The organism is Pseudoalteromonas ruthenica, assembly GCF_008808095.1.
Lineage (GTDB): Bacteria > Pseudomonadota > Gammaproteobacteria > Enterobacterales > Alteromonadaceae > Pseudoalteromonas > Pseudoalteromonas ruthenica.
This window is the reverse complement of sequence record NZ_CP023396.1, coordinates 419,778-443,690: the sequence shown is the minus strand read 5'-3', so window position 1 is coordinate 443,690 and position 23,913 is coordinate 419,778. Positions and strand designations below refer to the sequence as shown.

Here is a 23,913-nt window from a genome sequence, read left to right as displayed (position 1 = left end):
ATTAGTACCCTGCACTAACATGGCGCTCAGCGCAGTAAGCCTCGAGTTTCAACTCTATATTTGCGGGCGTCTCTCCCTGCTGCATTGCCATGATGCCCTCAGCGATGAGCTCATGATAGAGCATTTTTTCTTCAATCACTTGCTTTAGCTTGTTGGCAACGGGCAGGAATAACAAGTTGGCAAAGCCTACGCCATAAATCGTGGCCAAAAATGCGGTGGCGACCCCAGCACCCAATTTATCGGGTTCGCTAATGTATGCCATCGCCTGAATGAGCCCGAGCACAGCCCCTAAAATACCAATGGTCGGCGCATATCCTCCCATGGCTTCGTAAACCCGAGCTGCATCTAGCAACCGCTCGCGCTCTAACATAAGCTCGATTTCTAGGGTGTCACGCAAGCGCTGCTCATGAGAGCCATCAATCAGTAAGCTTAAACCTTTAGCGGCATAAGGGTCTTCACTTACGAGTGCTTGTTCCTCAAGAGCCAGGTATCCTTTTTGACGTGCGGTACTGGCCCACGATTTAATCTGCTCAATCCCAGCTTGGGTATCATAAAACGGGGGAACAAATACCCACTTAAAGACTCCCAAAGCCTTTTTGAAGGTCGCTAGTTGCGATTGCAACATCACGGCACCTAAAGTGCCGCCAAGGACAATGATCAGTGCCGGTCCATCAATCAGCCCTGAAACCATACCGCCCTCGAGGCTATAGCCTAAGGTAATGGCGATAATGGCAACAGCAAGGCCAATTATGGAAAGTTTATCCACAGCCAACTTCCTTGAGTAAATGCGCGGCAACATCGTCAAGAGCCACTTGGTGGTCATGCAAACCGGCACTGGCTATCGCTTGCGGCATGCCATACACAACACAAGACTGCTCGTCCTGCGCCCAAACCCGTGAGCCTGATTGTTTGAGCATCCGCGCACCTTCACGACCATCAGCGCCCATCCCGGTCAGCACAATAGCTAATACATCACCGCCAAATGCTTTTGCGCTACTGGCAAAAGTAACATCAACACTGGGTTTATAAGTAATTCTTGGGTTGTCGTCTTGAAATACCTTCAGAGTTTGCTGTTGAGCGCGGCCATCAAACATCATTTGCTGACCACCTGGTGCAAGATACGCCGTTCCAGGTTGCAAACGGTCTCCCTGTTGCGCTTCTTTTACCTTGATTTTGCAAAGGTTATTCAAGCGCTGCGCAAACGCAGGAGTAAATGCGGCCGGCATATGCTGAATAAGCAAAATAGGATGAGGAAAATTGGCTGGCAGCTTGGTCAGAATCGTTTGCAGTGCCACAGGCCCCCCGGTAGAGGTGCCAATAGCCACCAACTTGTACTTTTTGCCGCTGGGCTTGAATTGGCTAGCGCTTTGAGGCCGAGTCGAAGCTCCTTGGTTAAAGCTTCTATCAGGTTGCGCTGAACTGCGTGTGGTGACACTGGGGCGCGCTGGTGACGATGCCGTTGTCGAGGTCGTTGGGCGATTAAAACGCGAAAGACGACGACGTCCTAGCTCGCGCACCTTTTGTCGAAGTATCTCAATCGCATCTTGGTTGTTGCGCGCGATGTCTTCAAACTTTTTCGGTAAGAAATCCAATGCCCCGGCATCAAGTGCATCCAGTGTGGCACTGGCTCCTTCACGCGTCAGTGAGGAAAACATAAGAATAGGCGTTGGCGATTTCGCCATGATTTGTTTCACCGCAGAAATACCATCTAACACTGGCATTTCCACATCCATGGTGATCACATCTGGGCGTAACTTAACTGCTTTTTCCACCGCATCGGCGCCATTGACAGCTGCGTCAATGACTTCGATATTGGCATCACCTTCAAGAATTTCAGTAACCCGGCGACGAAAAAAGCTTGAGTCGTCAACTATTAGAACTTTGACAGCCATTTAATACTCGATTTTAGTTAACGCTGGAGCGCCCAGCGTAATGTTTTAGCATGCTTGGCACGTCTAGAATTAAGGCTATGCCACCGTCTGAGGTAATTGTCGCCCCGGCCATACCTGGTGTGCCTTGCAGCAACGCATCCAGAGGCTTTATGACTACTTCCTCTTGACCAATCAGCGAATCCACCACAAAGCCGACCTTTTTAGTACCAATTTGAACGATGACGACATGGCCTTCGGCTTTACGTTGGGTGCGGTCCGCACCTTTGACTAACCAATGCTCTAAATAAAATAGTGGTACAGCTTTTTCACGCACAATAATGGTGAGCTGGCCATCAACAATGTTAGTTTTGGTCAAATCAAGGTGGAAAATCTCACTAACAGCCGCCAATGGCAGAGCAAAGGTTTGTTCACCAACAATCACCATCAGCGTTGGCAAAATAGCAAGCGTCAGCGGTACTTTGATATCTAGACGGGTACCAACACCGAGCTGTGAGTCGATATTAATGGTGCCGTTAAGCTGGCTGATCTTGGTTTTCACCACGTCCATACCCACACCACGCCCAGAAATATCAGAAATTTCCTCTTTGGTGGAGAATCCAGGTGCAAAGATAAGGTTATAGGCTTCCGTGTCACTCAAACGAGCGGCTTGGTCGTGATCAATAACCCCTTTGCTAATAGCAATTTTTTTCAGTTTTTCGGCATCCATCCCAGCGCCATCATCGTGGATGCTCAGGAGAATGTGGTCGCCTTCTTGAGAAGCCGATAAGCGCACCGTACCGGTGCGAGGTTTACCTGCTGCTTCTCGAACATCAGGCATCTCAATACCATGGTCCACTGAGTTACGTACTAAGTGCACGAGTGGGTCAGCTAGGGCTTCGACAAGGTTTTTATCTAAATCAGTCTCTTCCCCTTCAAGGACCAAGGAAATATCTTTTTGTAAACTACGGGCAAGGTCACGTACCACACGAGGGAAGCGGCCAAATACTTTCTTAATTGGCTGCATCCGAGTTGCCATCACCGCACCTTGTAGGTCGGCGGTGACCACGTCAAGATTTGAGATAGCCTTACCCATAGCTTCACTGTTGTTATTATTCGCTAAGGTAATAAGACGATTACGTACCAATACCAGCTCACCCACCATATTCATGATCTGGTCTAGTCGTTTGGTATCGACGCGCACTGTCGTTTCTGCTTGTGGCGGTGGCGCGGCTTTAGGTGCCGGTTTTTTGGCATCACCACTACTAGGCGGGGTGCTCCCCTTCGCTGCACTCGGCGCTGGTTTTGCGGCCGCTGGCGCTTTACTAGGCGCTGGCGTTGCCGGCGGTGTGTCTTTAGCTTTACTTTGGCTTACTGGCGCCGCAGGCTTTTCAACCGGCGCTGGCGAAGCTTCTGCCGAGCTTGCTTTAGGCGCATTGCCTTTGCCGTGCAGCTCATCAAGCAGCGCATCAAATTCATCTTCGGTAATGTCTTCATCATCACCACTGGCCGACTCTGATTCGCCCGATGTAGTCGGTGCACTCTGCTGCGCAGCTCCCTGCTCTTCGGCGCTCGGCGCGGAACCATTATCGCTAATGGCACCAAAGCTGCCTGCTCCATGTAATTCGTCTAGTAGCGAGTCGAACTCATCATCGGTAATATCTTCATCATTACCGGATGCCCCAGCATCCGCTGACCCTTCACCCACAGACGGGCCTTTGCCTTGACCGTGCAATTCATCGAGCAAGCTTTCGAATTCATCTTCGGTGATTTCGTCAATCGCTTCGCCTTCGTCACTGTCAGCACTTGGCGCATCGAACAAAATATCATCACCAAAATCATCGGCCCCTGATGCGACGTCATTTTCAGGCACAGGTTCGGGCTCAACAACAGGTTCACTCGGAGTTGCGGCAGGTTCAGGCACAGCAATAGGTGCCTCATCTTCGGTTTCAGGTTCGCTCAGTTTATGCAATACAGCAAGTAACTCAGGGTCTGCAGGTTGCGGCTGCTCTCGTGCTTGAATAAGCGCAAACATGTCGTTAATTGTATCGAGCGCTTGCAGGATCACATCCATCAGTTCAGAAGTAACCTGGCGCTTACCTTGGCGCAGAATATCAAACACATTCTCAGCACCATGACAGGCATCCACCAGCTCATTCATGCCAAGAAACCCAGCTCCCCCTTTAACAGTGTGGAAGCCCCGGAAGATAGCGTTGAGCAAGTCTTTATCATCAGGGTTATTTTCAAGCTCTACTAACTGCTCAGAGAGCTGCTCCAATATCTCACCTGCTTCGACTAAAAAGTCCTGTAAAATATCTTCATCTACTTCAAAGCTCATGCAGCCGCTCTCCTCTTTAGAAGCCTAAACTAGACAACAAGTCGTCTACTTCATCTTGGCCTGAGACCACGTCATCACGTGATTCTGTGTCTATAATTGGCCCTTCTGGACCTTCTGCGTTCACAGCTGGTTTTGCTTTTTGTTGTTCAACCACCGGTTCTTCACCTTCGTTGCCCGCAAACACAGTTAATAAATTAATAAGGCTGTCTTCTACCTCGCGCACCAGCTCGATTACGCGGCGAATTACCTGCCCTGTTAAATCTTGGTAGTCTTGCGCCATCAGCACATTGTTAAGAAGGTCGTGCAGCTCCACTGTGCTGCCTTGAGAGCGGTTCATAAAGCTATCAAGCTGATGACACAACTGCTTGAACTCACCTAATTCGAGATCGCGACGCATCAATTTATCCCAAATGGGTTTAATTTGATGTAGTTCAGTGGATAGCTGCTCAGCGATAGGCAAACTGGCTTCCACGGCATCCATGGTTTTATTTGCCGCCTGCTCGGTCATTTCCATCACGTAATTAAGACGCTGCTTAGCATCGGGAATGGCTTCTTGCGTGAGGTCGTTCAAGCGCGTATCGAGTTGGAAATTCTTCAACGACTCGTGAAGTTGCCGCGTCAACTTGCCAACCTCAGCAAACAGTTCGGACTGTTCCTTGGAGGCAGCATCGAGGATCAGCTGATCGGCTTTCTCCTGCTCACCTTGCTCAAGAAACGATACAAGCTGTTTGGCTTGCTCTAGGGTAATGTGAGGTGCAGCGGGAGCTGACATAAACCTCTCCTTCTCGGTTAACCTAAGCGCTCAAATACTTTATCCAGCTTGGTTTTTAATGTAGCTGCGGTAAAGGGCTTAACGATGTAACCGTTCACGCCAGCTTGGGCAGCGGCAATGATTTGTTCCTTCTTCGCCTCTGCAGTTACCATCAGTACTGGAATGTGCTTTAAGCTGTCGTCGGCGCGAATTGCACGGAGCAAATCGATACCCTGCATACCTGGCATGTTCCAATCGGTAACCACAAAGTCAAACTCTTGGTTTTGCAACATGGGCAGCGCGGTACTACCATCGTCCGCTTCTTGCACGTTGGTAAAGCCTAAATCACGCAATAGGTTTTTAATGATTCTTCTCATAGTGGAAAAGTCATCGACCACGAGAATTTTCATGTTTTTATCCAAAGTATCCTCCAGTGAGGTATGAACCTTTATTCTTACTACTAATTGACCCAGTCATTGACTTTCGCCTTGAGCTTAATCATTGCCTGACCATGTATCTGACTCACACGGGACTCACTTACGTCCAGTATTTGCCCAATTTCTTTTAAATTCATTTCATCGTTATAGTACAACGATAATACCAATGCATCACGCTCGGGGAGAGAATTAATTGCCGCTACTAATGCTTGGTTAAAGCGTTCGTTGTGAACGCTGGTGTAGGGCCGCCCCGTTTGAGATTGTTCACTGCTCGGGGTGAGTACATCTTCATCGACACCTAAGTCTTCGATACCGAGCACTTTAGAGCAATTAACATCGTTTAAAATATGATGGTATTCATCGAGCGAAATATCAAGTTTTTCAGCTACTTCAACATCCTTTGGTTCCCGACCTAGGGAGGTTTCCAATTCATGTACAGCGGTAGCTACAGCGCGGCTATTGCGATGTACCGATCGTGGAGCCCAATCTCCCCGTCGTACTTCATCAAGCATCGCACCACGAATACGAATACCAGCAAACGTCTCAAAGCTGGCGCCTTTACTGGCGTCAAAGGTTTTTGATGCCTCTATGAGGCCAATCATGCCGGACTGAATGAGATCATCGAGCTGCACACTCGCTGGCAGTCGCGCCAGCAAATGACATGCAACACGCTTGACCAGCGCGGCATGGCGCTCGACCAGAGTGTTTAATTGTAATTGATCTTGATATCCAGCCACTTTATTCATAAATCCGAACAACAGTTAATTATTGACCAGCTTTTCAATGAAGAACTCCAAATGCCCCGATGGTTGATTAGGGGTTGGCCATTTTAGTGCCTTGCCAGCGAGACTTTTCAGCGATACCGAAGCGGGTGAGTTAGGGAATAACTCCACGACGGCTTTCTGGCGACGCGTTGATTTACGCATGTTTTCATCATAGGGCACGGTGGCCACTAATTCGAGCGCCACATCTAAAAATCGGTCGGTTACTTTGGAGAGTTTGGCAAATAAGTCTTGCCCTTCACGCTGGCTGCGCACCATATTGGCAACGACTTTGAATTTGTATACGCCATGTTCACGACTAAGCACCTTGATCAACGCGTAGGCATCGGTAATCGAGGTTGGCTCATCGCAGACCACCACCACAACATCTTGCGCAGCACGCGAGAAGCTCAGTACCATATCGGAGATACCGGCGGCGGTGTCGACAATGAGGACATCAAAGTCGTTATCGAGCTCGCTAAACGCACGGATTAAACCTGCATGCTCTGCGGCACTCAGTTCAACCATGCTCTGTGACCCCGATGTTGCCGGAGCAATACGAATGCCCGCAGGCCCAGTTACCAGTATATCGCGCAGTTCGCACTCACCGCTTAGAACATGAGAAAGGTTCTTTTCAACACGCAGACCAAGCATAACGTCACAGTTTGCCAGTCCTAGGTCAGCATCTAACACTAAGACTCGTTTGCCTTGCTGACCCATGGCAATAGCTAAATTCAAAGAGACATTGGTTTTACCGACGCCCCCTTTGCCACCGGTCACGGCGATTACTTTTACGCCTTGGCTATTGTTTTGATTCATTTTTCGAAGGCCACTTGCTTGATCGTGCACTGTGTTAATCATACATTCCTACTGCCTGAGACGCCACTGTTTGGCGCCCTGCTGGTGCCGCTGATTTTTGTGTTTTTTGGCGTTTGATAAACAATTGTTCAGCTTTTCTAACCATTTTTTCTGAGTTAGCAACGCGAATATCTTCTGGAACGCGTTGACCGTTAGTAAGATACCCTATTGGTAAGCGATTTTGAATCGCTACACTAATAATCTCGCCTAAACTTAGACTTTCATCAAGTTTGGTGAAAATACAACCACTTAAGTCAACTTTTTGGAAGTGCCTTACGGTTTCTTGAAGCACTTCATGTTGTGCTGTGGCACTGAGCACTAAATAGCTACGAATATCGACTCGCGTACTACGCATGAGCGTGTTTAATTGCTCACTTAAACGTAAATCGCGCTGGCTCATTCCCGCAGTGTCAATTAATACTAGACGTTTATTGCGTAATTGATAAAGCACATCGGCCAATTCATTGGCATCTTTTACTTGCTTCACAGGGCAACCAATGATGCGTCCATAAGTTGCTAGCTGCTCGTAAGCACCGATACGATATGTATCCGTGGTGATCAGCGCAACCTTGTCAGCCCCATATTTTTGCGCCCCTAATGCGGCCAGTTTTGCAACCGTCGTGGTTTTGCCTACGCCAGTAGGGCCGACCAACGCATATACGCCGCCATGACGTAAAATCTCATTATTGGTGGTGTGTAGCTGCTTTTGCACCATATCAAGGGCTGCACTCCACGCCTGCTTGCGCGATACGTCGTCTGGTACATAACGCACCAACTGCTCAGCCACTTCAGTGTCGATACCCATGCCCTGCAAGCGCTCGATAAAGCAGGCACGAGTTGGATCGCGGCGCGCTCGGTCCTGGTGTAATAAGCCGGATACTTGATGTTCAAGAAGCTGACGAATGGCATTCATCTCATCGCGCATGGCACTGATCTCTTCGCTGTCCATGGCCTCTTGCTGTACAGAATCATTGGGCTGGCGGTGTAGCTCATCAAAACCGTCACCGTCCAAATCATCACCCATGGACTGCGCTGCAGCGCGGGCTTGCGTTGGCTCTGCTAGCGTTGGCTGCGGAGCGTAGTTATTGGCCGGCGCAGCGCGACGCTGAGGCTGCTCAACGGGCTCTTCAGGCGCGCTCATATCAATACCTGATTGCGAAAACATGTCGGCGAGAGCAGCATTCTTTGGTTTTGGGCTCTGACGCTCTAACAACGCCTGTAATGAATCAGCCACACCATTGTGACTTTGCGGCTCAGGACGTTGCGTACGTGTTTGTGGGCGTACCATACGCTGCTCAGTGGCGCGCGGCTGCATTTGCTGCTGGGGAGCGCTTTTCGGTGCGGCTGCTGGGCGTTCATGGTCAATAGCAGCAACGATTTCAACGCCATCTGCAAGCTTTTTGTTCGACATGATCACCGCGTCAACACCCAGCTCATCTTTTACTTCTTTTAGTGCTGTACGCATATCTTTAGCAAAAAAGCGTTTGATTTTCATAATATTACCCTCTCACAACCGGCTTTCCGATCTATTGCTGTCCAACGGAGCTAACAATCTTAATTTGACGCTCATCGGGCACTTCTTGGTAAGACATCACCTTCAGCCCTGGGATGGTGTGCTTCACAAAACGTGATAACACTGTACGAAGCATCCCGGAGGTCAATAAGATGGAAGGTTCACCCGACATTTCTTGGTTCTGGTGGGCTTCGCTTAAAGAGGCCTGTAGCCGCTCTGCCAAGCCTGGCTCAATGCCAGCACCCTCATCTCCTGCGTTCTGAAGCGACTGATGCAACATCTGTTCCAACTCAGGCGCCAATGTTATGACAGGAATTTCTGGCGTAGCGCCAACCGCATCTTGCACAATCAAACGACGCAATGAAATACGTACCGCTGCGGTTAATACATCTGGGTCTTGGCTGCGTGGACCATACTCTACGAGAGTTTGCACTATGCTACGCATATCGCGAATAGCAACGCCTTCATTGAGGAGATTTTGTAGCACTTTCACTATGGTCGTCAGCGGTAACACATCTGGTACTAGACCTTCTACTAGACGCGGATGGCTTTTCGCTAGCATATCAAGCAGACTCTGCACTTCTTCGTGGCCCAATAGCAGTGAGGCGTTATTAGTGAGTAACTGGCTAATGTGGGTCGCCACTACCGTAGCTGCATCAACGACGGTGTAACCTAAAGACTGTGCTTCATCTTTTTGCTCTGGTTTGATCCACACCGCATCCAGACCAAAAGCCGGATCTTTAGTCGCCACACCATTGATTGGGCCAAAGACTTGACCCGGGTTGATGGCCAGTTCATCACCATGACTGAGCTCACCATCACCGCTGGACACGCCCATTAGGGTAATACGATAGGCATTAGGGTCTAATTCTAGATTATCGCGAATATGAACGGGCGGCACTAAAAAGCCCAGTTCCTGTGAGAGCTTCTTACGGACCCCTTTAATGCGGCTTAACAATTCTCCACCTTGGGCCTGATCCACCAGCGGGATCAAGCGGTAGCCTACCTCCAAGCCGATGACATCGACTTGCTGCACATCGTCCCAGCCCAATTCTTTTGGTTCGTCGTGAGTGGCAACATTGCTGCCAGGGCCCTGCTCAGCTTCTTGTTGCTCCTGCTCAGCAGCAAGCTTTGCCTGCTTTTGCGAATAATAAGCAACAAAACCAAGTAAGCCACCTAAGCCTAAAAACGCCACATGGGGCATACCCGGTACCAACCCCATAGTGATGAGAATACCGGATGCTATCCACAGTGCTTTGTCATTGCCAAGCTGGGTTTTAACTTGCTCGCCCATATTGTGTGATTCATTTTGGCGAGTTACGACGATGGCAGTACCGATTGATAGCAACAGCGATGGCAGCTGTGCCACAAGGCCATCACCAATGGTGAGTAAGGTATACACTTCCATGGCCTGAGAAAAGCTCAAGTCATGTTGGATCATACCGACAAATAACCCGCCAACGATATTAATCACTAAGATAACGATACCCGCAATGGCATCGCCTTTTACGAACTTACTGGCACCGTCCATCGAACCGTAAAAGTCCGCTTCACGGGTGACTTCTTCACGCCGCTCCCGCGCTTGCTCGGCGCTGATAAAACCCGCGTTCAAATCGGCATCAATGGCCATTTGTTTACCGGGCATCGCATCGAGGGTAAAGCGGGCAGACACTTCTGATATACGTCCGGCCCCTTTGGTGATAACCACGAAGTTGATAATAATTAAGATTAGAAAGACCACCAGACCCACGGCATAGTTACCGCCGATCACCACCGAGCCGAAGGCTTCAATTACTTTACCGGCCGCATCCCCGCCTTGGTGGCCCTCTAATAACACCACCCGCGTACTGGCAACATTGAGCGCCAGACGCATAATGGTCGCGACTAAAAGCACCGCTGGGAACATTCCAAATTCAAGCGGTTTCATGGTGTAGACCGTAACTAACAGCACCACCAAGGCCAGCGCAATATTAAACGAAAACAGAACATCCAGTAAAAATGGCGGCATAGGTAATACCACCATTGCCAGTGCGGCGAGCACCAACAGCGGCGTACCTACGCCTTTTGCATATTCTTTTTTATCGCGATTAAGCTGGGTGAGAACGGCCTTAAAATCCATAAATGCTACAGCAATAAATTGACACTGCAGTCATCAAAGCAAGGAGTAGGCCAGTTTTTTATATCTTATATTTCAGTTGGTTAATACTTGAATTCATCAGGAATAGGTAGTTTGTCTGCCAGTTTAGACGGTCGACGACCGCGTCCTTTTTCAAAGCGTTTCAGCTGATACACATAGGCCAACACTTGCGCGACAGCGGTAAATAGCTGCTCGGGAATTTGTTCGCCTACTTCGGTGGTATGATAGAGCGCCCGTGTTAGCACTGGAGATTCTACCAGCGGGACGTCATTCCCCTTGGCTATTTTACGAATTTGTAAGGCCATTTCATCGGCCCCTTTAGCCAATACTATTGGCGCACCGGCTTTTTCAGTATCGTATTTTATCGCTACCGAGAAGTGTGTCGGGTTGGTTACCACCACATCAGCATCCGGCACATCTTGCATTTGCCGACGTTGTGACATTTCCCGCTGGGTTCGCCGAATACGCGCTTTGATCTGCGGGTCACCTTCAGAGTTTTTATACTCGTCTTTAACTTCTTGTAAGGTCATCTTCAACTGTTTATGGTGGTTGTGCGCCTGATAAGGCACGTCCACCGCCGAGACAACAATCATGGTGCAACTCAATGCTAGAAACATCCACGCAATAATTTCCAACGCGTGAGCTATATTGTTCGGTGGCGTTTCGATACTCAAATGCAGAATTTCGTAAAAATACATTTTGATCAAAAACACCGCACACGCTGCAACTAGCCCGAATTTGAGCAGCGCTTTTATCAGCTCAACTGCTGCTTGCGGCCCAAGTATACGTTTGAACCCTTTCATCGGCGACATTTTACTGGCTTTGGGTGCCATCGCCTGCCATGAAAAGTTAAACCCGCCAAGCATGGTATTACCAATAAACGCGGCGATAACTATAACCAGTACAAACATGCTCATGGGATAGAGCAATGAATCCGCTACCGCCCCCCATGCCGCAAACATCTTGGTGGTGTCATAAGTTTCGTTACGACTCAGCGATAGCATTCGCTTCATGACTGTGTGTAAACCACGACCAATATCGGGGCCATAAATGAGCAAAGAAACCGCCGACATAATCAATACAAAGGTGGTACCCAACTCTTTTGAGCGTGCTATTTGGCCCTTTTTCTTCGCCTCTTGTAGCTTTTTCGGCGTGGGCTCTTCGGTACGTTCTTGACCTGAATCTTCTGCCATAACAACTCCTAAGGACTACAGCCTGCCATCGAGCAAAGTAGCTCAACCATGCGTAACCACTGCGCCTCAAACTGCGCCATGAAGTTTCCTAAGGTTGCCCAGATAATGGTTAGTCCCGCCACTAGGGTGAAGGGAAAACCAATTGAAAAGATATTTAATTGCGGTGCCGCTCGCGTCATCACGCCAAAAGATAAATTAATGACCAACATCGCAGTCAGCGGTGCCAACGCCAATACCAAAGCGGTGGTAAACATCCACCCGCCCCAGGTAACGATATCCCAGTAGTGATCAACCGCCCACCAAGTGCCGTCGATAGGGACCGCGATAAAGCTGTGTACAATCATTTGGATCATCATCAAATGACCGTTAAAAACAAAAAATAATAAGGTGGTAAGAATTAAATAGAACTGCCCCACCGCCGGCACGCTTAGGCCATTTGAGGGGTCAACCACCGAGGCAAAACCCAAGCCCGTTTGCATTGCTAAGATTTGCCCGGCGAGAATGAAGGTATTCAATAATAACTGCGAGGCAAAGCCCATAGCCACACCAATGAGCAGCTGTTGCAGCACCACAAACACCATTTCCAACGAAAACAGGTTGGTGAACTGAGTAGGAGGCAATACCGGCACCGCAACAAAGGCAATCACCAAGGCCAAGCCAAGCTTAATACGCGAAGGGACATTACGTGCCCCTATCCCTGCCATGACCATCAACATTGCCAGTATACGGACTAAGGGAAGTAAGTAGTCACTTAGCCACTGAACAATGACGGCAAAGGGGTATTCCATGGTTATCCCGCAATTTCAGGTATCGACAGCACTAAGCGGTTAAAGAAATCCATAAGTTCCTGCGTAAACCAGTGGCCACCGATAATAAGTGCACTTAGGGTGACAAGCAAACGAGGTAAGAAGCTCAAGGTTTGCTCATTGATTGAGGTCGCCGCTTGGAATACCGCAACAATCAAACCTACAATCAAACTAGGGACAATGATCGCCGACACCAACTTTATCACCAAAAATAAAGCATCACTGAGAATATCGACAAAAATGCCCGGCTCCATTATTACACTCCCAACCCAAAGCTACGTGCCAAGGTGCCCATTACCAGTGACCACCCATCCACTAAAACAAATAGCATAATTTTAAAGGGCAAGGAGACAATCATTGGCGAGAGCATCATCATACCCATGGCCATCAAGACACTGGCCACGACCAAATCAACGATCAGGAAGGGAATGAAAAACATAAAGCCAATAATAAACGCGGTCTGCAATTCGCTGGTGACAAATGCGGGGATCACCACGATAAAAGGAGTGTCCGCAGGCGAGTCTAGTTTTTCATAACCGGCTATTTGCGCAAAAGTTTCTAAATCTTTTATCCGTGTTTGTGAAAGCATAAAAGCCTTCATCGGCTGCTTAGCGGCTTCCAGCGCCTGCATAGAGGACATTTCTTCGTCTAGGTAAGGCTGAATCGCTTGGTCGTGCACCTGATTGTATATCGGTGCCATAATAAAAATACTCAGAAACAAAGACATGCCCAGCAGCACTTGGTTCGAAGGGGTTTGTTGCAAGCCGATGGCTTGGCGCAATATCGCCAACACCACAATAATACGGGTGAATGAGGTCATCATAATAACGGCGGCAGGGATAAAACTGAGCGCCGTCATAATCGCTAATACTTGCAAGGTGACTGAGTAATCCTGCGTGCCGTCGGCATTGGTGGTTACGGTCACGGCGGGAAGCCCCTGCTCTGCAAAAGCAGTCGGGCTTAAAAGCATAGCAAAAAGAAGTATTAGCCAGTATTTCATTATCTTAGGTCTTTTTTTTAGTATTGAGTATGTGGCTGAGTTGCTTTGCCAGTGGCGCCATCTCGCGCTCTTTGAGCGGCGTTTCCAGCTCATATAAGTAATTGATGGCACCTGGCGTAACGCCTAATAAATGTTGCTTATTATCGATTTCTACCACCAGTAGCCGCTCTTTAGTCCCCAGTGGCAAAGTGCGTATAACTTTAAAATCGTCATTATTGGCCATATTCGGATTAAAACGCTTAAGCATATAAGCTAATGCGATAATTGTCCCGACCACCAACAACAGCGACAACAACATAGACATAACATTGAGATTCAGCCCCGCGCCAGGCTGGGCGGCACCATTTTGCGCATAAACGGGAAGTGCCACGAGGGCAAAAAGCGAGGCCAATGCTCTCATCGTAGTTTTTTGATCCGCTCTACTTGGCTAATCACGTCGGTTAAGCGAATACCAAACTTATCGTTCACCACCACCACTTCACCGTGCGCAATCAAGGTGCCATTCACTAATACATCCAGTGGCTCGCCAGCAACGCGATCAAGTTCAACCACTGAGCCTTGGTTAAGCTGTAGCAAATTTCGGATATTGATTTTAGAACGGCCCACTTCCATAGAAATGGTCACCGGAATATCTAAAATGGTATCCAGCTTACGCTTTTCCTCTGGCGTGACCTCATCGCGCTCTTCGGAGAGCTCGTCTAGCTCTGCAACCTGGGCATCGTCGCCACCGCCTTGTTCACCTTCTTCGGCTTCGGCTAGGGCTGCGGCCCATTCATCCATGGTATCTTGATCATCACTCATTACATACAACCTCTGTTGCTAGGCGCGCATGTGCGCACCTTTTTACCAATCTAAATCTACGCCTTCACTTAAATGCAGATCTTCCTCAAGCTCGGCTAATTCAGCATCTGAGTCGAGCTTCTTACCGCCTTTCGTAAACACATGAAGTTCCGACTTCACCGATTCTGGGCGTTTAATCTTTTCACTAATTTGCAATGCCACCATATCCCGAGAGCGGCCCATCTTCGCGCGGAAGGTCGGTAAGTCCTCAACAAACACAGTGATATGCTCAGGCATTTCTACTGGAATAATGTCTCCAGCTTTGAGCTCCATAATCTGCTCAAGACTCAAGTCTACCTCTAATAACCGTGTCGATAAGTCGACTTCAACATCCATGATTTCATCGCGCAGAGCTTTAGACCAGCGTAAATCAGTGTCTTCAGTATCAGACTGTACACCGGCATCAAGCAGCTCACGGATGGGTTCCAACATGGAATATGGCAGGGCAATATGGAAGTCGCCACCGCCACCATCAAGCTCAATATGGAACGAGCTGATCACCACCACTTCAGTGGGGCTGACAATATTGGCCATCGCCGGGTTTACTTCCGAGTCTAAATACTCGAACGACACATCCATGACCGGAGCCCACGCTTCTTTGTAATCCTCAAAGATGATTTTCAGCAGCATCTGCACAATACGGCGTTCGGTAGGCGTGAATTCACGACCTTCAATTTTGGCATGATAACGACCATCACCGCCAAAGAAATTGTCTACCAATATAAATACCAGCCGCGCTTCCATAGTAATCAGACCGGTGCCTTTTAACGGACGAAAGCGCACCATATTCAAACTGGTGGGAACAAACAAGGTGTGAATATATTCACCAAATTTAATCATTTGCACGCCGTTGATGGACACTTCAGCGGTGCGACGCATCATATTAAATAAGCTGATGCGCATATGTCGGGCAAAGCGCTCATTGACAATCTCAAGCGTTGGCATACGCCCACGGACAATACGATCTTGTGAAGAAAAGTCATACTGCAGCGCGCTCTCGCCACTGGCACTGGCACCCTCGGAGGTATCCTCTTCTTCGACATCGTCTACCCCGTGCAGTAGCGCGTCAATTTCGTCTTGAGATAATAAGTCGCTCACATCTACCCCTTACTGCATTACAAAGCCGGTAAAGAGCACTCGCTCTACGACTTTCGAACCCTCTACGCCTTCGAGGGCTTGTTGTACTTGCGTAAGCGCTTCATCACGCAAAGATTCTTTACCTGCTGCAGTGCTTAGCTCATCGGCATTGGTACCGGCGAACACACTTAATAATGTGCCTTCAATAAGTGGAATATGCTTTTTAGCGGCCTCTTCGTTCCCTTCGCCACGCACTAATAGCTGTACTTTAATTTGTACTATGCGGTCACGTGCAGCGCCCGGTACATTGAATACGAAAGGACGAGGCATGCCCACATACAATGCACTGCCAAGCTGTGCACTCGGTGCTGCACCACCTTGCTCTGATGCACCGCCTTGCTCTTGTTCCAGTGTAGCAGGCGCCGGGTCGTCGCCCCCAGCAAACAGGAAATAGCCTGCACCACCACCGACTAATAGCACTACAACAGCAATGATTATAATCAGTTTTTTCTTTGAGCCGCCGCCTTCTTCTATTTGCAGGTCGGTTTGCTTATCATCGGCCATAGGTTGCCTCGAATAGAATCACTTAACTGTATAATAGCAATAGTTATTACGCATAGAAATCAATTCCTTGTTCCATTGGCGCGTTTTTCTGCTGTTGCTCTAAGCCATGGTTTTCATCATTGCTTGCTTGCTCTGTCAATGGGCCATGCTCGCTGCCTTGACCTTGTTCACCATCGTGCTGCGCACTTTGCTGATTTTGCTGCTCGACGTTGGTATCACCCAAAGATAACCCCTGCTGCGCTAGTAGATCTCTTAATCGCGGCATCGCCTGCTCTAGCGCTTCTTTAGCTTGTTGATTTTGCACTACAAAATTAACATGTGCTTGTTCTCCCTCACTGCGTACCCGCACTTGCATACTTCCTAGCTCCGGTGGATCAAGACGGATTTCGGCTTCTTGGTTATTGAGGTTAAGCATCATATTCACGCGCTGCTGTATTTGCTGCGCGGCGTCGTTTTTAGTGATATTAATTGCTTGCAGCAGTGCAGGATCCAGCGCCATACGCTGAGTTTGCCCTTGAGCTTGGGTGTTCTGCGTACTTTGCATGGCGGCTTGTTGCACCTGTTGCCAATGTGCAAGGTCCGCCTCAATTGCACTGCTGAGCTCGGTATTGCCTTGCGCGTGTGCCACTAAGGCACTGGCAAGCTGAGTCACTTTAGACTGAGCGCTCAAAGCATTGGCTGAAGGCTGAGCGTTCTCCCCTTGCGTGCCTTTACTTGGCGAAACCGCCTTATCCCCTGACTCAATCATAGGCTCGGCGCTGAATTTACTCGCTGATAGATTAGTTTGCTTATCCCCTTGTGGCTGAGCCGCTTTCATTTGTGCATCGCTCAACATTGGATTAACTGCTGCTTGGGTCGTTTTGCTGACACTGGGTCCGCCTTGGTCCGCTTCAACTTTTGCTGCTGCCAATATATGCTGGGTTTGGGATTGGCGTTGCTGTTGCTCTGGGTTTAATGACCCTGGCGCCGCGCTCGCGGTACTATTTTTTGCATCAGACTTTGCAGCCTCTGCACCAAGGGTTTTGCCATCAGCGAGTACTTTATTCAGTTCTTGCTGAACGTCACTGGCAACCTTAGTTGAATTGTTTAGTTTGCTGGCATCCTCAGCACTGCGTGCTGCTACACTCTCGGCTGGACGCTGAACCTGTTCACTGGCTTTTGCCATGGATAACTCTTTGGCTTGCGCGGCAATGCGTTCAGCATCGCTCAGGCCAGATTGCCCTGGGGTGGCCACTAACTGATTCAGTTGTGTCTCTATGCTAGCCAACGCTTTTGCGTCTATCCCCGCTGCCGAGGCCATTTGCTGCAGTTGCACACTCAACTCACTGCGCTGTGCTGGCGTTAAACGGGCAAGCGATTGTTTAAGCTCGATTGGTAACTTAGCAATAAAGTCGACATCAATATCATCACTGAACCCGGTACCATTAAGAGCACTGCCCACTTCTTTGGCAACCGCAGAGAGCTCTGTGCTCATCGACAATTGCGCAAAAAGTTGCTGATAAAAGTCATCTTCACTAGCAGCTATGGGAGTGGTCTGCGCCACCTCTTCGCTAGGCCGCGCCGTATTACTAAGCGGCTCAGCGCCACCAGCTGCGTCACCCTCGCCATCCAAAACGGTTGTTGATGGTTCTTTATCTCTACTTTGCTCGATAACCTTTTCCGCTGATTTATCAACGCTTTGTTCGGTTTCCTGAGCATTCTTTTGGGGCTCTTTTGAATCACTTTTTTGACCCACAAAGCCGCCAATGGCCTGCTTTTCATCCTCTGGGGAGCGCTTCACACGGTCTTGGCGTTGCTGCTCTTGAGAATAGAATTGCGCAAACTCTTTCTCACCAGAATCGTAAGTGGATGATGCACTCTTATCTTGGCTCTGTCCCGATTGGGGAAGGACAATTACTGATTCTACCTGTGTCATCATATGACCCCTTCAAAGGTGGCAAAGCAGTGCCGCTTTGCAAGGTTAACTAAGCTTTTAGAAAATTACAGCAAGTTACATACCAGTTTCGCCTGAACGCCGTCGGGCATAAAACTGATTGGTAGCGAATTCATCCAACATTTTTTGCTCTGCTTTCGCTAACTTCGCTTGTTGCTTAAGTTTTTCTTTTTCAATTAACTTGGCTACGGCTTCAGTACGTACCCGCTGTTGACGCCATTGTGATTGGCGCTGCTCCGTGACTCTGTGGGCAGTTTCAACCACCTGTGTTTGCTGCTCAATGGCTTGGTCTATTTTGCTGATGAAGTTTTGGTAGTGACTAAACCCAGCGCTGGATAGACCGGCCTGTGCCTTTTGCGTCAGTTGTGCAAAATACTCTTGGCGAAACTGGTTAAGTCCATTGAGCTTTTGCTGATGAGACTGCCAGTGCTGTTGCGCGCCTAGAAAGTCGGCACGCAGTTTTTCTTCTTTGTCCGATTCAAGTTTATAAAGCAGCGCCAGCTTAGCCATGGTTGCCTCCCTGTCCTAGTAAATTGGCTAACGAGGTTAAACACTCATCGTAAGGCACGACATCCTTCATTCCCTGGCGTAAAAAGTTATTTATACGCGGCATCATATCAATGGCTTGATCGAGTATCTGGTCGGTGCCTTTTTGGTATGCGCCTAGAGTGATCATGTCTTTGTTTTCATTGTACATTGCCACCACTTGCTTGATTAACCGTGCTTGCTGCATATGTTGCTCTGAAACCACTTGCGGCATTACTCGACTAATCGATTTTTCGATATCAATAGCCGGGTAATGGCCACTGTCGGCAAGCTCTCGTGAGAGCACAATATGGCCATCTAAAATAGCTCGTGCAGCATCAGCAATCGGGTCTTGCAAATCATCTCCCTCTGACAACACCGTGAAAAAGGCAGTAATGGCGCCTTGGCCTTCACCGCCATTACCCGCACGCTCAATCAGAGCAGGTAGCTTGGCAAATACCGAAGGGGGATAGCCTTTAGTTGCGGGTGGTTCACCAACGGCGAGCGCAATCTCCCGTTGTGCCATGGCATACCGAGTGACCGAATCTAGTAATAACAATACATTGAGGCCTTGGTCGCGAAAATATTCGGCAATAGTGATGGCGCTTTCACAGCCTTTTAGACGCATCAATGGCGATGCATCAGCCGGCGCGGCCACCACCACAGAACGACGCCGCCCTTCTTCACCCAGGATTTCCTCGATGAACTCTTTAACTTCACGACCACGCTCACCCACTAAGCCGACCACAATAACGTCGGCCGCACTGCCTCGGGTCATCATCCCTAACAATACCGACTTACCCACACCACTACCGGCAAACAAGCCCATACGTTGGCCTTGACCCACGGTGATAATGGAGTTGATAGCACGCACGCCCACGTCCATGGGTTGGCTTATTTGTCGCCGTGCTAAAGGGTTGATGGTGTTTTTGGCAAAGTGAGTAAACTCCTCGCAGCGCAGTGGCCCGAGTCCATCTAAAGGGCGCCCCAAACCATCAACCACTCGCCCGAGTAAGCTCATCCCTACTGGCAACCCTTGCTGCTTGTGTTGAGGGATAACGCGGGCTCCAGGCAACACCCCAGAGATACGGTCATTGGGCATTAAATAAAGCACGTCGTCGTTAAATCCCACCACTTCGGCATCGACTAAGCCTTGGTTCGTTTCGACCTGACACTGGCTACCCAGCGGTGCTTGCAGCCCTTTTGCTTCAAGGGTCAGGCCAACAACACGGGTCAAGCTCCCCGCTACCGCGACCTGAGGTTGATGGATATGTTTACGCTGCTGGTGCAAACGCTCACTTAATGAAGTTGTCATGATTTTGGCTCATCACGCACATGGACACCGCTGTCATGCAAAAACGGTTCCAGTACTTGTTGGATTCGCAACCCTAATGTGAAATCGATAGATGAACGCTGTTGCTTGATTTTACAATCACCGCGCGCCAAAGTCGGCTCACCGAGTAACTGCCAATGGCGATTATCCAACTCGGTGTCACTGAAGTGTGACGTCACTATAGCTAAATCATCTGGATGGAGACTGATTTGGCACATTGCCTCATTACTTGGCAAGGCTTCGGTTGCCGCGCGAAGCGCATTTAAAATAGTGTCGGGGTTGGTTTTTAACTCACTCAAGGTAATGGCTTTGGCTAACTCGCTGGCGAGAAAGATCAGCTCATGCTCAACCTGCTCATCAATGTGTTTGGCGGGTTCATCAAGCGCTTCTAACGTGCTTTTTAACGCATCCAGTTGTTCGTCAATGATGGGCTTCGCATCTTCAAGCCCTTGCTCTTTGCCTTGCTTTAGCCCTTCTTGGAACCCCGCTTCTTTGCCTTCACTGGCACCTTTATCAAATCCGTCAACGTAGCCTTGTTCATGCCCCTGTTTGAGGCCTTCTTCGTAGGCGTCTTGGCGAATTTGCTCTAACTCTTCAAGGGTCAGTTTAGGAAAGTCGGTCTCCTCAGGGGTCAAGATCTCTTCGCCATCGCGGTGCTCATCTTCCTCGACATGCTTTTTATAAAGCTGTTCGAGCGGTGTCCCAAAGGCGGTTGAACGCCCTTGATATTTCTTTGGATCTGCACTGACATCGGGAATAGGCCAGTTCTCCAGCAGTTCATCTGCTGCCTCACTGGCGTCTAATCGTTGCCCACGACGTAATTTTGACTCACTCATGGCTTAGAGGAACTCCTCGCCACCACCACTACCAAGCATAATTTCACCGGAGTCGGATAAGCGTCGCGCCGTAGAGAGAATCTCTTTTTGCGCCGCTTCCACTTCGCTGATACGCACAGGACCCATGGCTTCAAGGTCATCACGCAGCATATCGGCTGCCCGTTTGGACATATTGGTGAAGATTTTCTCTTTCAGTCCGTCATCGGCACCTTTGATTGCCTTCATCAGCACATCTTGCTGTACTTCGCGTAGGATGGCCTGAATGCCTCGGTCATCGACATCCATAAGGTTCTCGAAGACGAACATAAGATCTTGAATTTGCTGCGACATTTCTTCGTCGTGCTCGCGAATAGAGTCCATTAACTGGCCTTCGACATTGGTATCGAGGTAGTTCATGATATCGGCCGCCGCTTTCAGGCCGCCCATCTTCGCAGCTTGTGCCCCAGCTTGACCTGCAAATTGCTTCTCCATAATCTCGTTGAGCTCTTGCAACGCTGCTGGCTGCACTTCTTCGAGGTTGGCAATCCGCATGGTTAAATCCAAACGTACTTTCTCTGGGAACTGGGCCAGAATTTCTGCACTTTGCTCTGGCTCCAGATAAGATAAAACGATGGTTTGAATCTGCGGGTGCTCGTTGCGAATAATGTTCGCCACCTGTTTGGAGTCCATCCATTTCAACGAATCAAGACCTTTCGCACCTGAGCCCATCACAATTTGGTCAATCAGGCTTGCCGCTTTATCTTCACCTAATGCGGCTGTCAGAGCTTTCTTAATAAAGTCTTCTGATTGGAAGCCAATGGTGCTGAACTGCTGAATTTGCTCAATAAACAGGTTGTGCACGGCGCTGATCTTATCCTGACTAAGGTCATCAAGCGCGGCCATGGTCATACCCACCTTTTGCACTTGTTTGGGCTCAAGGTGTTTAAGAATTTGCGCGGCATCCTCTTCAGACAAGCTCAGTAGCAGGATTGCTGCTTTCTCTACGCCTTCGAGTTTATCAACATCGAAGCCGCTAGTTAGTTGCTGTTGTTCTTCAGTCATCTTCACTCAACCATGCTTTAACTACTTGCGAGGATAGTTCAGGCTCATTGGCAACCAAGGCGCGAACCGCTTTTAGGAGATCTTCATCACCATGTAAGTCTGGCAACTGCAGTGTCCCGTCGGAGGAGAAGCCCACCGCTGCCGAGTCGAAATCTTTGTTTAACATCTCCAATGTACTATCACCGATATCAACACCCGAACTCAACGCATCTTCATTGTATTCTTCCAGTGTATCATCTGGGTAGATAAGTCGTTTAAGCATGGGGCGAACCACGGCAATGATCAACACGATTATCACTAATGCACCCAGTGCTAAACGCACTATCTTCATAAACCAATTTTGCTCCCACAGTGGCAGTTCAGCAACCGCGCCCAGGTCCTCACGTACAAAGGGGACACTCACGACTTCTAAGGCATCACCACGCTGCATGTCGAAACCCACGCCTCCTTGTAACAGGCGACGAATATTGTTGAGCTCCTCGGCACTGCGCGGCGCACTGGTGGTTTGCCCATCCGCACCAGCCGTTTGTGTGTAATCCACAGCCACGGAAACACTGATACGGCGGATCACCCCAGTCTGCTTACGTTTATGAGAAATAGTGGTATCAAGCTCATAATTACGGGTCGCTTCTTTGTGGCTGCGCGACGGTGAGCGAGTTTGCGCACTTTGCTCGTCCAACGCATTCTCTGGAATGTTAGAGTTCACTGGCGGTTGATTTGTTAAAGCACCAGGAATGCCGACCGCTAAACCACCAATATTATTCTCTTCTAATGTGGTTTCACTGCGCACCGCTGGCAAATCTGGGTTGTAACGCTTTTGAGTCTCTTCTACTGCGCTGAAATCCATGACCAAGTCGACCTGCGCAGTATAGTTACCCAGTCCGACCACCGGGATCATGATGCTATCAATTTTTTCTATATATTCCTGCTCTCGTTGACGCTCAATCTCATACTCTTTACGTGAGCGCGCTGATAACGAATTTTGTGAACCGGAGTTAAGCAGACGACCATTTTGATCGGTCACCGTGACCCGTTCAGGAGACAGTCCTTGCACGGCCGAGGCGACGATATCGACGATAGAGTCTATCTCTTCACTGTTGAGGTTACGGCCGCGTTTAACCGTAGCAACAACCGTTGCTGAAGGCTTCTTCTCAATACGAGCAAATACATTTTCTTTAGGAATGGCCAGTAATACTTTGGCGCGAGATACTTTATTAAGTTCTTCAATAGTACGCGCAAGCTGCTGCTCGCGAGAATGCTTGAGACGTTCACGTTCAAGACGCTGTGATACGCCAAACCCCATGTCTTGCATCAAGATATCGGTGCCAGATTGCGGGCCTTGCGTAAGCCCCTCTCGGGCCATATTCAGTTTTATATCTTGATAGGCATCTTCGGCAACCATGATCACGTTGCCATCGAGTTCATAATCGATTTTTTGCGCATCCAAGAAATCCAAGGTCTGAATCAATTCCTCGGTAGGCATTTTACCTAACGGGCGCATATCAGGCTGACGCGCCCAAATAATGATAAAAATAGCGATGGCCAAGCAAATAGCCAAAGCGATGATCAGCGTCACCTGTCGTAGCATATCCACGCCATTGAGGGCGCTTAAATAGCCAGACTTTTGTTCTTGCTGTTCACCCGAGGAGTCGGTGTTCATGTCAACACCGCCATCGGCAAGGGCTAAATCTGTTGATTGGTTTGCTTGTGCCACAACTTTTCTCCGCTATCCGTTATACAGGCATGTTCATGATGTCTTTGTAGGCTTCCACTAGCTTGTTACGAACCTGCACAGTGGCCTCAAATGCGACAGAGGATTTTTGCGATGCGATCATTGCTTCGGCAAGAGAAACGCGGCGATCACCCATCTCCACAGCAACCACTTTCGATTTAGCATCTTGCTGTAGGTTATGAACATTATCGATTGCGCTACTTAGTAGCTCACCAAATTGGCTGGTCGATGTTTGCGGCACTTGGTTTTGTGCCTCTTTCAATGGGTTACGAGCTTGCGCTTCTTGCGCGAGCGACTGCATTTCTTGAAATAATGAGTTGGCTTGGACTTTCATCTTGGGCATCACTCAGTTAATTAAACTTACCCTGAA

The 23,913-nt window shown here is 49.0% G+C and carries 24 protein-coding genes; all 24 read right to left on the bottom strand.

Annotated elements, in window-relative coordinates; all coding sequences use genetic code 11:
• Position 1 precedes the first annotated feature (1 nt).
• Positions 2 to 766 carry a flagellar motor protein gene (locus PRUTH_RS02075; protein ID WP_045978608.1) on the bottom strand — a complete coding sequence of 255 codons (765 nt, stop codon included), beginning with the start codon at positions 764 to 766 and terminating at the stop codon, positions 2 to 4.
• Positions 759 to 1,892 (bottom strand): protein-glutamate methylesterase/protein-glutamine glutaminase, encoded by a 1,134-nt coding sequence (locus PRUTH_RS02070; RefSeq protein WP_022946902.1) that lies wholly within the window; start codon positions 1,890 to 1,892, stop codon positions 759 to 761. The genes PRUTH_RS02075 and PRUTH_RS02070 overlap by 8 nt, the downstream gene beginning before the upstream one ends.
• A 13-nt stretch (positions 1,893 to 1,905) precedes the next feature.
• Entirely contained in the window at positions 1,906 to 4,206 is a 2,301-nt protein-coding gene (locus tag PRUTH_RS02065; protein WP_151172402.1) for a chemotaxis protein CheA, read from the bottom strand.
• A gap of 16 nt (positions 4,207 to 4,222) precedes the next feature.
• Positions 4,223 to 4,978 carry a protein phosphatase CheZ gene (locus tag PRUTH_RS02060; protein ID WP_022946904.1) on the bottom strand — a complete coding sequence of 252 codons (756 nt, stop codon included), beginning with the start codon at positions 4,976 to 4,978 and terminating at the stop codon, positions 4,223 to 4,225.
• Between the two features lie 17 nt (positions 4,979 to 4,995).
• A complete protein-coding gene (gene cheY, locus PRUTH_RS02055; protein WP_010560568.1) occupies positions 4,996 to 5,379 on the bottom strand; it encodes a chemotaxis response regulator CheY in 384 nt (127 codons plus the stop codon).
• A gap of 38 nt (positions 5,380 to 5,417) precedes the next feature.
• On the bottom strand, positions 5,418 to 6,140 hold the full coding sequence (locus PRUTH_RS02050; protein ID WP_022946905.1) for an RNA polymerase sigma factor FliA: 723 nt from the start codon (positions 6,138 to 6,140) through the stop codon (positions 5,418 to 5,420).
• A gap of 15 nt (positions 6,141 to 6,155) precedes the next feature.
• On the bottom strand, positions 6,156 to 7,016 hold the full coding sequence (locus PRUTH_RS02045; protein ID WP_022946906.1) for a MinD/ParA family protein: 861 nt from the start codon (positions 7,014 to 7,016) through the stop codon (positions 6,156 to 6,158).
• Positions 7,009 to 8,508 (bottom strand): flagellar biosynthesis GTPase FlhF, encoded by a 1,500-nt coding sequence (flhF, locus tag PRUTH_RS02040; RefSeq protein ID WP_045978605.1) that lies wholly within the window; start codon positions 8,506 to 8,508, stop codon positions 7,009 to 7,011. The genes PRUTH_RS02045 and flhF overlap by 8 nt, the downstream gene beginning before the upstream one ends.
• A 31-nt stretch (positions 8,509 to 8,539) precedes the next feature.
• A complete protein-coding gene (gene flhA, locus PRUTH_RS02035) occupies positions 8,540 to 10,645 on the bottom strand; it encodes a flagellar biosynthesis protein FlhA (RefSeq protein WP_138547726.1) in 2,106 nt (701 codons plus the stop codon).
• An 80-nt stretch (positions 10,646 to 10,725) separates the two neighbouring features.
• Positions 10,726 to 11,856 carry a flagellar biosynthesis protein FlhB gene (flhB, locus tag PRUTH_RS02030; protein ID WP_022944828.1) on the bottom strand — a complete coding sequence of 377 codons (1,131 nt, stop codon included), beginning with the start codon at positions 11,854 to 11,856 and terminating at the stop codon, positions 10,726 to 10,728.
• 8 nt (positions 11,857 to 11,864) lie between these two features.
• Positions 11,865 to 12,644 (bottom strand): flagellar biosynthetic protein FliR, encoded by a 780-nt coding sequence (gene fliR, locus PRUTH_RS02025; protein ID WP_022944829.1) that lies wholly within the window; start codon positions 12,642 to 12,644, stop codon positions 11,865 to 11,867.
• A gap of 2 nt (positions 12,645 to 12,646) precedes the next feature.
• Positions 12,647 to 12,916, bottom strand: a complete 270-nt coding sequence (gene fliQ / locus PRUTH_RS02020) for a flagellar biosynthesis protein FliQ (RefSeq protein ID WP_022944830.1) — start codon at positions 12,914 to 12,916, stop codon at positions 12,647 to 12,649.
• 2 nt (positions 12,917 to 12,918) lie between these two features.
• On the bottom strand, positions 12,919 to 13,662 hold the full coding sequence (gene fliP, locus PRUTH_RS02015; RefSeq protein WP_022944831.1) for a flagellar type III secretion system pore protein FliP: 744 nt from the start codon (positions 13,660 to 13,662) through the stop codon (positions 12,919 to 12,921).
• A gap of 4 nt (positions 13,663 to 13,666) precedes the next feature.
• Complete coding sequence (fliO, locus tag PRUTH_RS02010) at positions 13,667 to 14,062, bottom strand: flagellar biosynthetic protein FliO (RefSeq protein WP_022944832.1); 396 nt, start codon at positions 14,060 to 14,062, stop codon at positions 13,667 to 13,669.
• Positions 14,059 to 14,463, bottom strand: coding sequence for a flagellar motor switch protein FliN (gene fliN, locus PRUTH_RS02005; RefSeq protein ID WP_022944833.1), 405 nt, complete (start codon positions 14,461 to 14,463; stop codon positions 14,059 to 14,061). Before fliN ends, fliO begins: the two co-directional genes overlap by 4 nt.
• 42 nt (positions 14,464 to 14,505) lie before the next feature.
• A complete protein-coding gene (gene fliM / locus PRUTH_RS02000) occupies positions 14,506 to 15,600 on the bottom strand; it encodes a flagellar motor switch protein FliM (protein ID WP_022944834.1) in 1,095 nt (364 codons plus the stop codon).
• A gap of 9 nt (positions 15,601 to 15,609) precedes the next feature.
• The gene (gene fliL, locus PRUTH_RS01995) at positions 15,610 to 16,143 is read right to left on the bottom strand and encodes a flagellar basal body-associated protein FliL (protein WP_053911139.1); all 534 of its coding nucleotides are present in this window, start codon (positions 16,141 to 16,143) and stop codon (positions 15,610 to 15,612) included.
• Between the two features lie 46 nt (positions 16,144 to 16,189).
• On the bottom strand, positions 16,190 to 18,061 hold the full coding sequence (locus PRUTH_RS01990) for a flagellar hook-length control protein FliK (RefSeq protein ID WP_151172401.1): 1,872 nt from the start codon (positions 18,059 to 18,061) through the stop codon (positions 16,190 to 16,192).
• Positions 18,062 to 18,133: 72 nt separating this feature from the next.
• Positions 18,134 to 18,586 (bottom strand): flagellar export protein FliJ, encoded by a 453-nt coding sequence (fliJ, locus tag PRUTH_RS01985; RefSeq protein WP_130145089.1) that lies wholly within the window; start codon positions 18,584 to 18,586, stop codon positions 18,134 to 18,136.
• The gene (gene fliI, locus PRUTH_RS01980; RefSeq protein WP_151172400.1) at positions 18,579 to 19,916 is read right to left on the bottom strand and encodes a flagellar protein export ATPase FliI; all 1,338 of its coding nucleotides are present in this window, start codon (positions 19,914 to 19,916) and stop codon (positions 18,579 to 18,581) included. The genes fliJ and fliI overlap by 8 nt, the downstream gene beginning before the upstream one ends.
• Positions 19,913 to 20,770: a flagellar assembly protein FliH gene (gene fliH, locus PRUTH_RS01975; RefSeq protein WP_022944840.1), complete on the bottom strand. Its 858-nt coding sequence runs from the start codon at positions 20,768 to 20,770 to the stop codon at positions 19,913 to 19,915. The genes fliI and fliH overlap by 4 nt, the downstream gene beginning before the upstream one ends.
• 3 nt (positions 20,771 to 20,773) lie before the next feature.
• The gene (gene fliG / locus PRUTH_RS01970; RefSeq protein WP_022944841.1) at positions 20,774 to 21,811 is read right to left on the bottom strand and encodes a flagellar motor switch protein FliG; all 1,038 of its coding nucleotides are present in this window, start codon (positions 21,809 to 21,811) and stop codon (positions 20,774 to 20,776) included.
• The gene (gene fliF, locus PRUTH_RS01965) at positions 21,804 to 23,525 is read right to left on the bottom strand and encodes a flagellar basal-body MS-ring/collar protein FliF (RefSeq protein ID WP_022944842.1); all 1,722 of its coding nucleotides are present in this window, start codon (positions 23,523 to 23,525) and stop codon (positions 21,804 to 21,806) included. Before fliF ends, fliG begins: the two co-directional genes overlap by 8 nt.
• A gap of 19 nt (positions 23,526 to 23,544) precedes the next feature.
• The gene (gene fliE, locus PRUTH_RS01960) at positions 23,545 to 23,877 is read right to left on the bottom strand and encodes a flagellar hook-basal body complex protein FliE (RefSeq protein ID WP_026111098.1); all 333 of its coding nucleotides are present in this window, start codon (positions 23,875 to 23,877) and stop codon (positions 23,545 to 23,547) included.
• Positions 23,878 to 23,913 lie beyond the last annotated feature (36 nt).

Coding starts and splice junctions, on each gene's coding strand:
- PRUTH_RS02070 (WP_022946902.1), bottom strand. CDS start 1,892: ATGGCTGTCAAAGTTCTAATAGTTGACGACTCAAGCTTTTTTCGTCGC.
- PRUTH_RS02065 (WP_151172402.1), bottom strand. CDS start 4,206: ATGAGCTTTGAAGTAGATGAAGATATTTTACAGGACTTTTTAGTCGAA.
- PRUTH_RS02060 (WP_022946904.1), bottom strand. CDS start 4,978: ATGTCAGCTCCCGCTGCACCTCACATTACCCTAGAGCAAGCCAAACAG.
- PRUTH_RS02050 (WP_022946905.1), bottom strand. CDS start 6,140: ATGAATAAAGTGGCTGGATATCAAGATCAATTACAATTAAACACTCTG.
- PRUTH_RS02045 (WP_022946906.1), bottom strand. CDS start 7,016: ATGATTAACACAGTGCACGATCAAGCAAGTGGCCTTCGAAAAATGAAT.
- flhF (WP_045978605.1), bottom strand. CDS start 8,508: ATGAAAATCAAACGCTTTTTTGCTAAAGATATGCGTACAGCACTAAAA.
- flhA (WP_138547726.1), bottom strand. CDS start 10,645: ATGGATTTTAAGGCCGTTCTCACCCAGCTTAATCGCGATAAAAAAGAA.
- flhB (WP_022944828.1), bottom strand. CDS start 11,856: ATGGCAGAAGATTCAGGTCAAGAACGTACCGAAGAGCCCACGCCGAAA.
- fliR (WP_022944829.1), bottom strand. CDS start 12,644: ATGGAATACCCCTTTGCCGTCATTGTTCAGTGGCTAAGTGACTACTTA.
- fliQ (WP_022944830.1), bottom strand. CDS start 12,916: ATGGAGCCGGGCATTTTTGTCGATATTCTCAGTGATGCTTTATTTTTG.
- fliP (WP_022944831.1), bottom strand. CDS start 13,662: ATGAAATACTGGCTAATACTTCTTTTTGCTATGCTTTTAAGCCCGACT.
- fliO (WP_022944832.1), bottom strand. CDS start 14,062: ATGAGAGCATTGGCCTCGCTTTTTGCCCTCGTGGCACTTCCCGTTTAT.
- fliN (WP_022944833.1), bottom strand. CDS start 14,463: ATGAGTGATGATCAAGATACCATGGATGAATGGGCCGCAGCCCTAGCC.
- fliL (WP_053911139.1), bottom strand. CDS start 16,143: ATGGCCGATGATAAGCAAACCGACCTGCAAATAGAAGAAGGCGGCGGC.
- PRUTH_RS01990 (WP_151172401.1), bottom strand. CDS start 18,061: ATGATGACACAGGTAGAATCAGTAATTGTCCTTCCCCAATCGGGACAG.
- fliJ (WP_130145089.1), bottom strand. CDS start 18,586: ATGGCTAAGCTGGCGCTGCTTTATAAACTTGAATCGGACAAAGAAGAA.
- fliI (WP_151172400.1), bottom strand. CDS start 19,916: ATGACAACTTCATTAAGTGAGCGTTTGCACCAGCAGCGTAAACATATC.
- fliH (WP_022944840.1), bottom strand. CDS start 20,770: ATGAGTGAGTCAAAATTACGTCGTGGGCAACGATTAGACGCCAGTGAG.
- fliG (WP_022944841.1), bottom strand. CDS start 21,811: ATGACTGAAGAACAACAGCAACTAACTAGCGGCTTCGATGTTGATAAA.
- fliE (WP_026111098.1), bottom strand. CDS start 23,877: ATGAAAGTCCAAGCCAACTCATTATTTCAAGAAATGCAGTCGCTCGCG.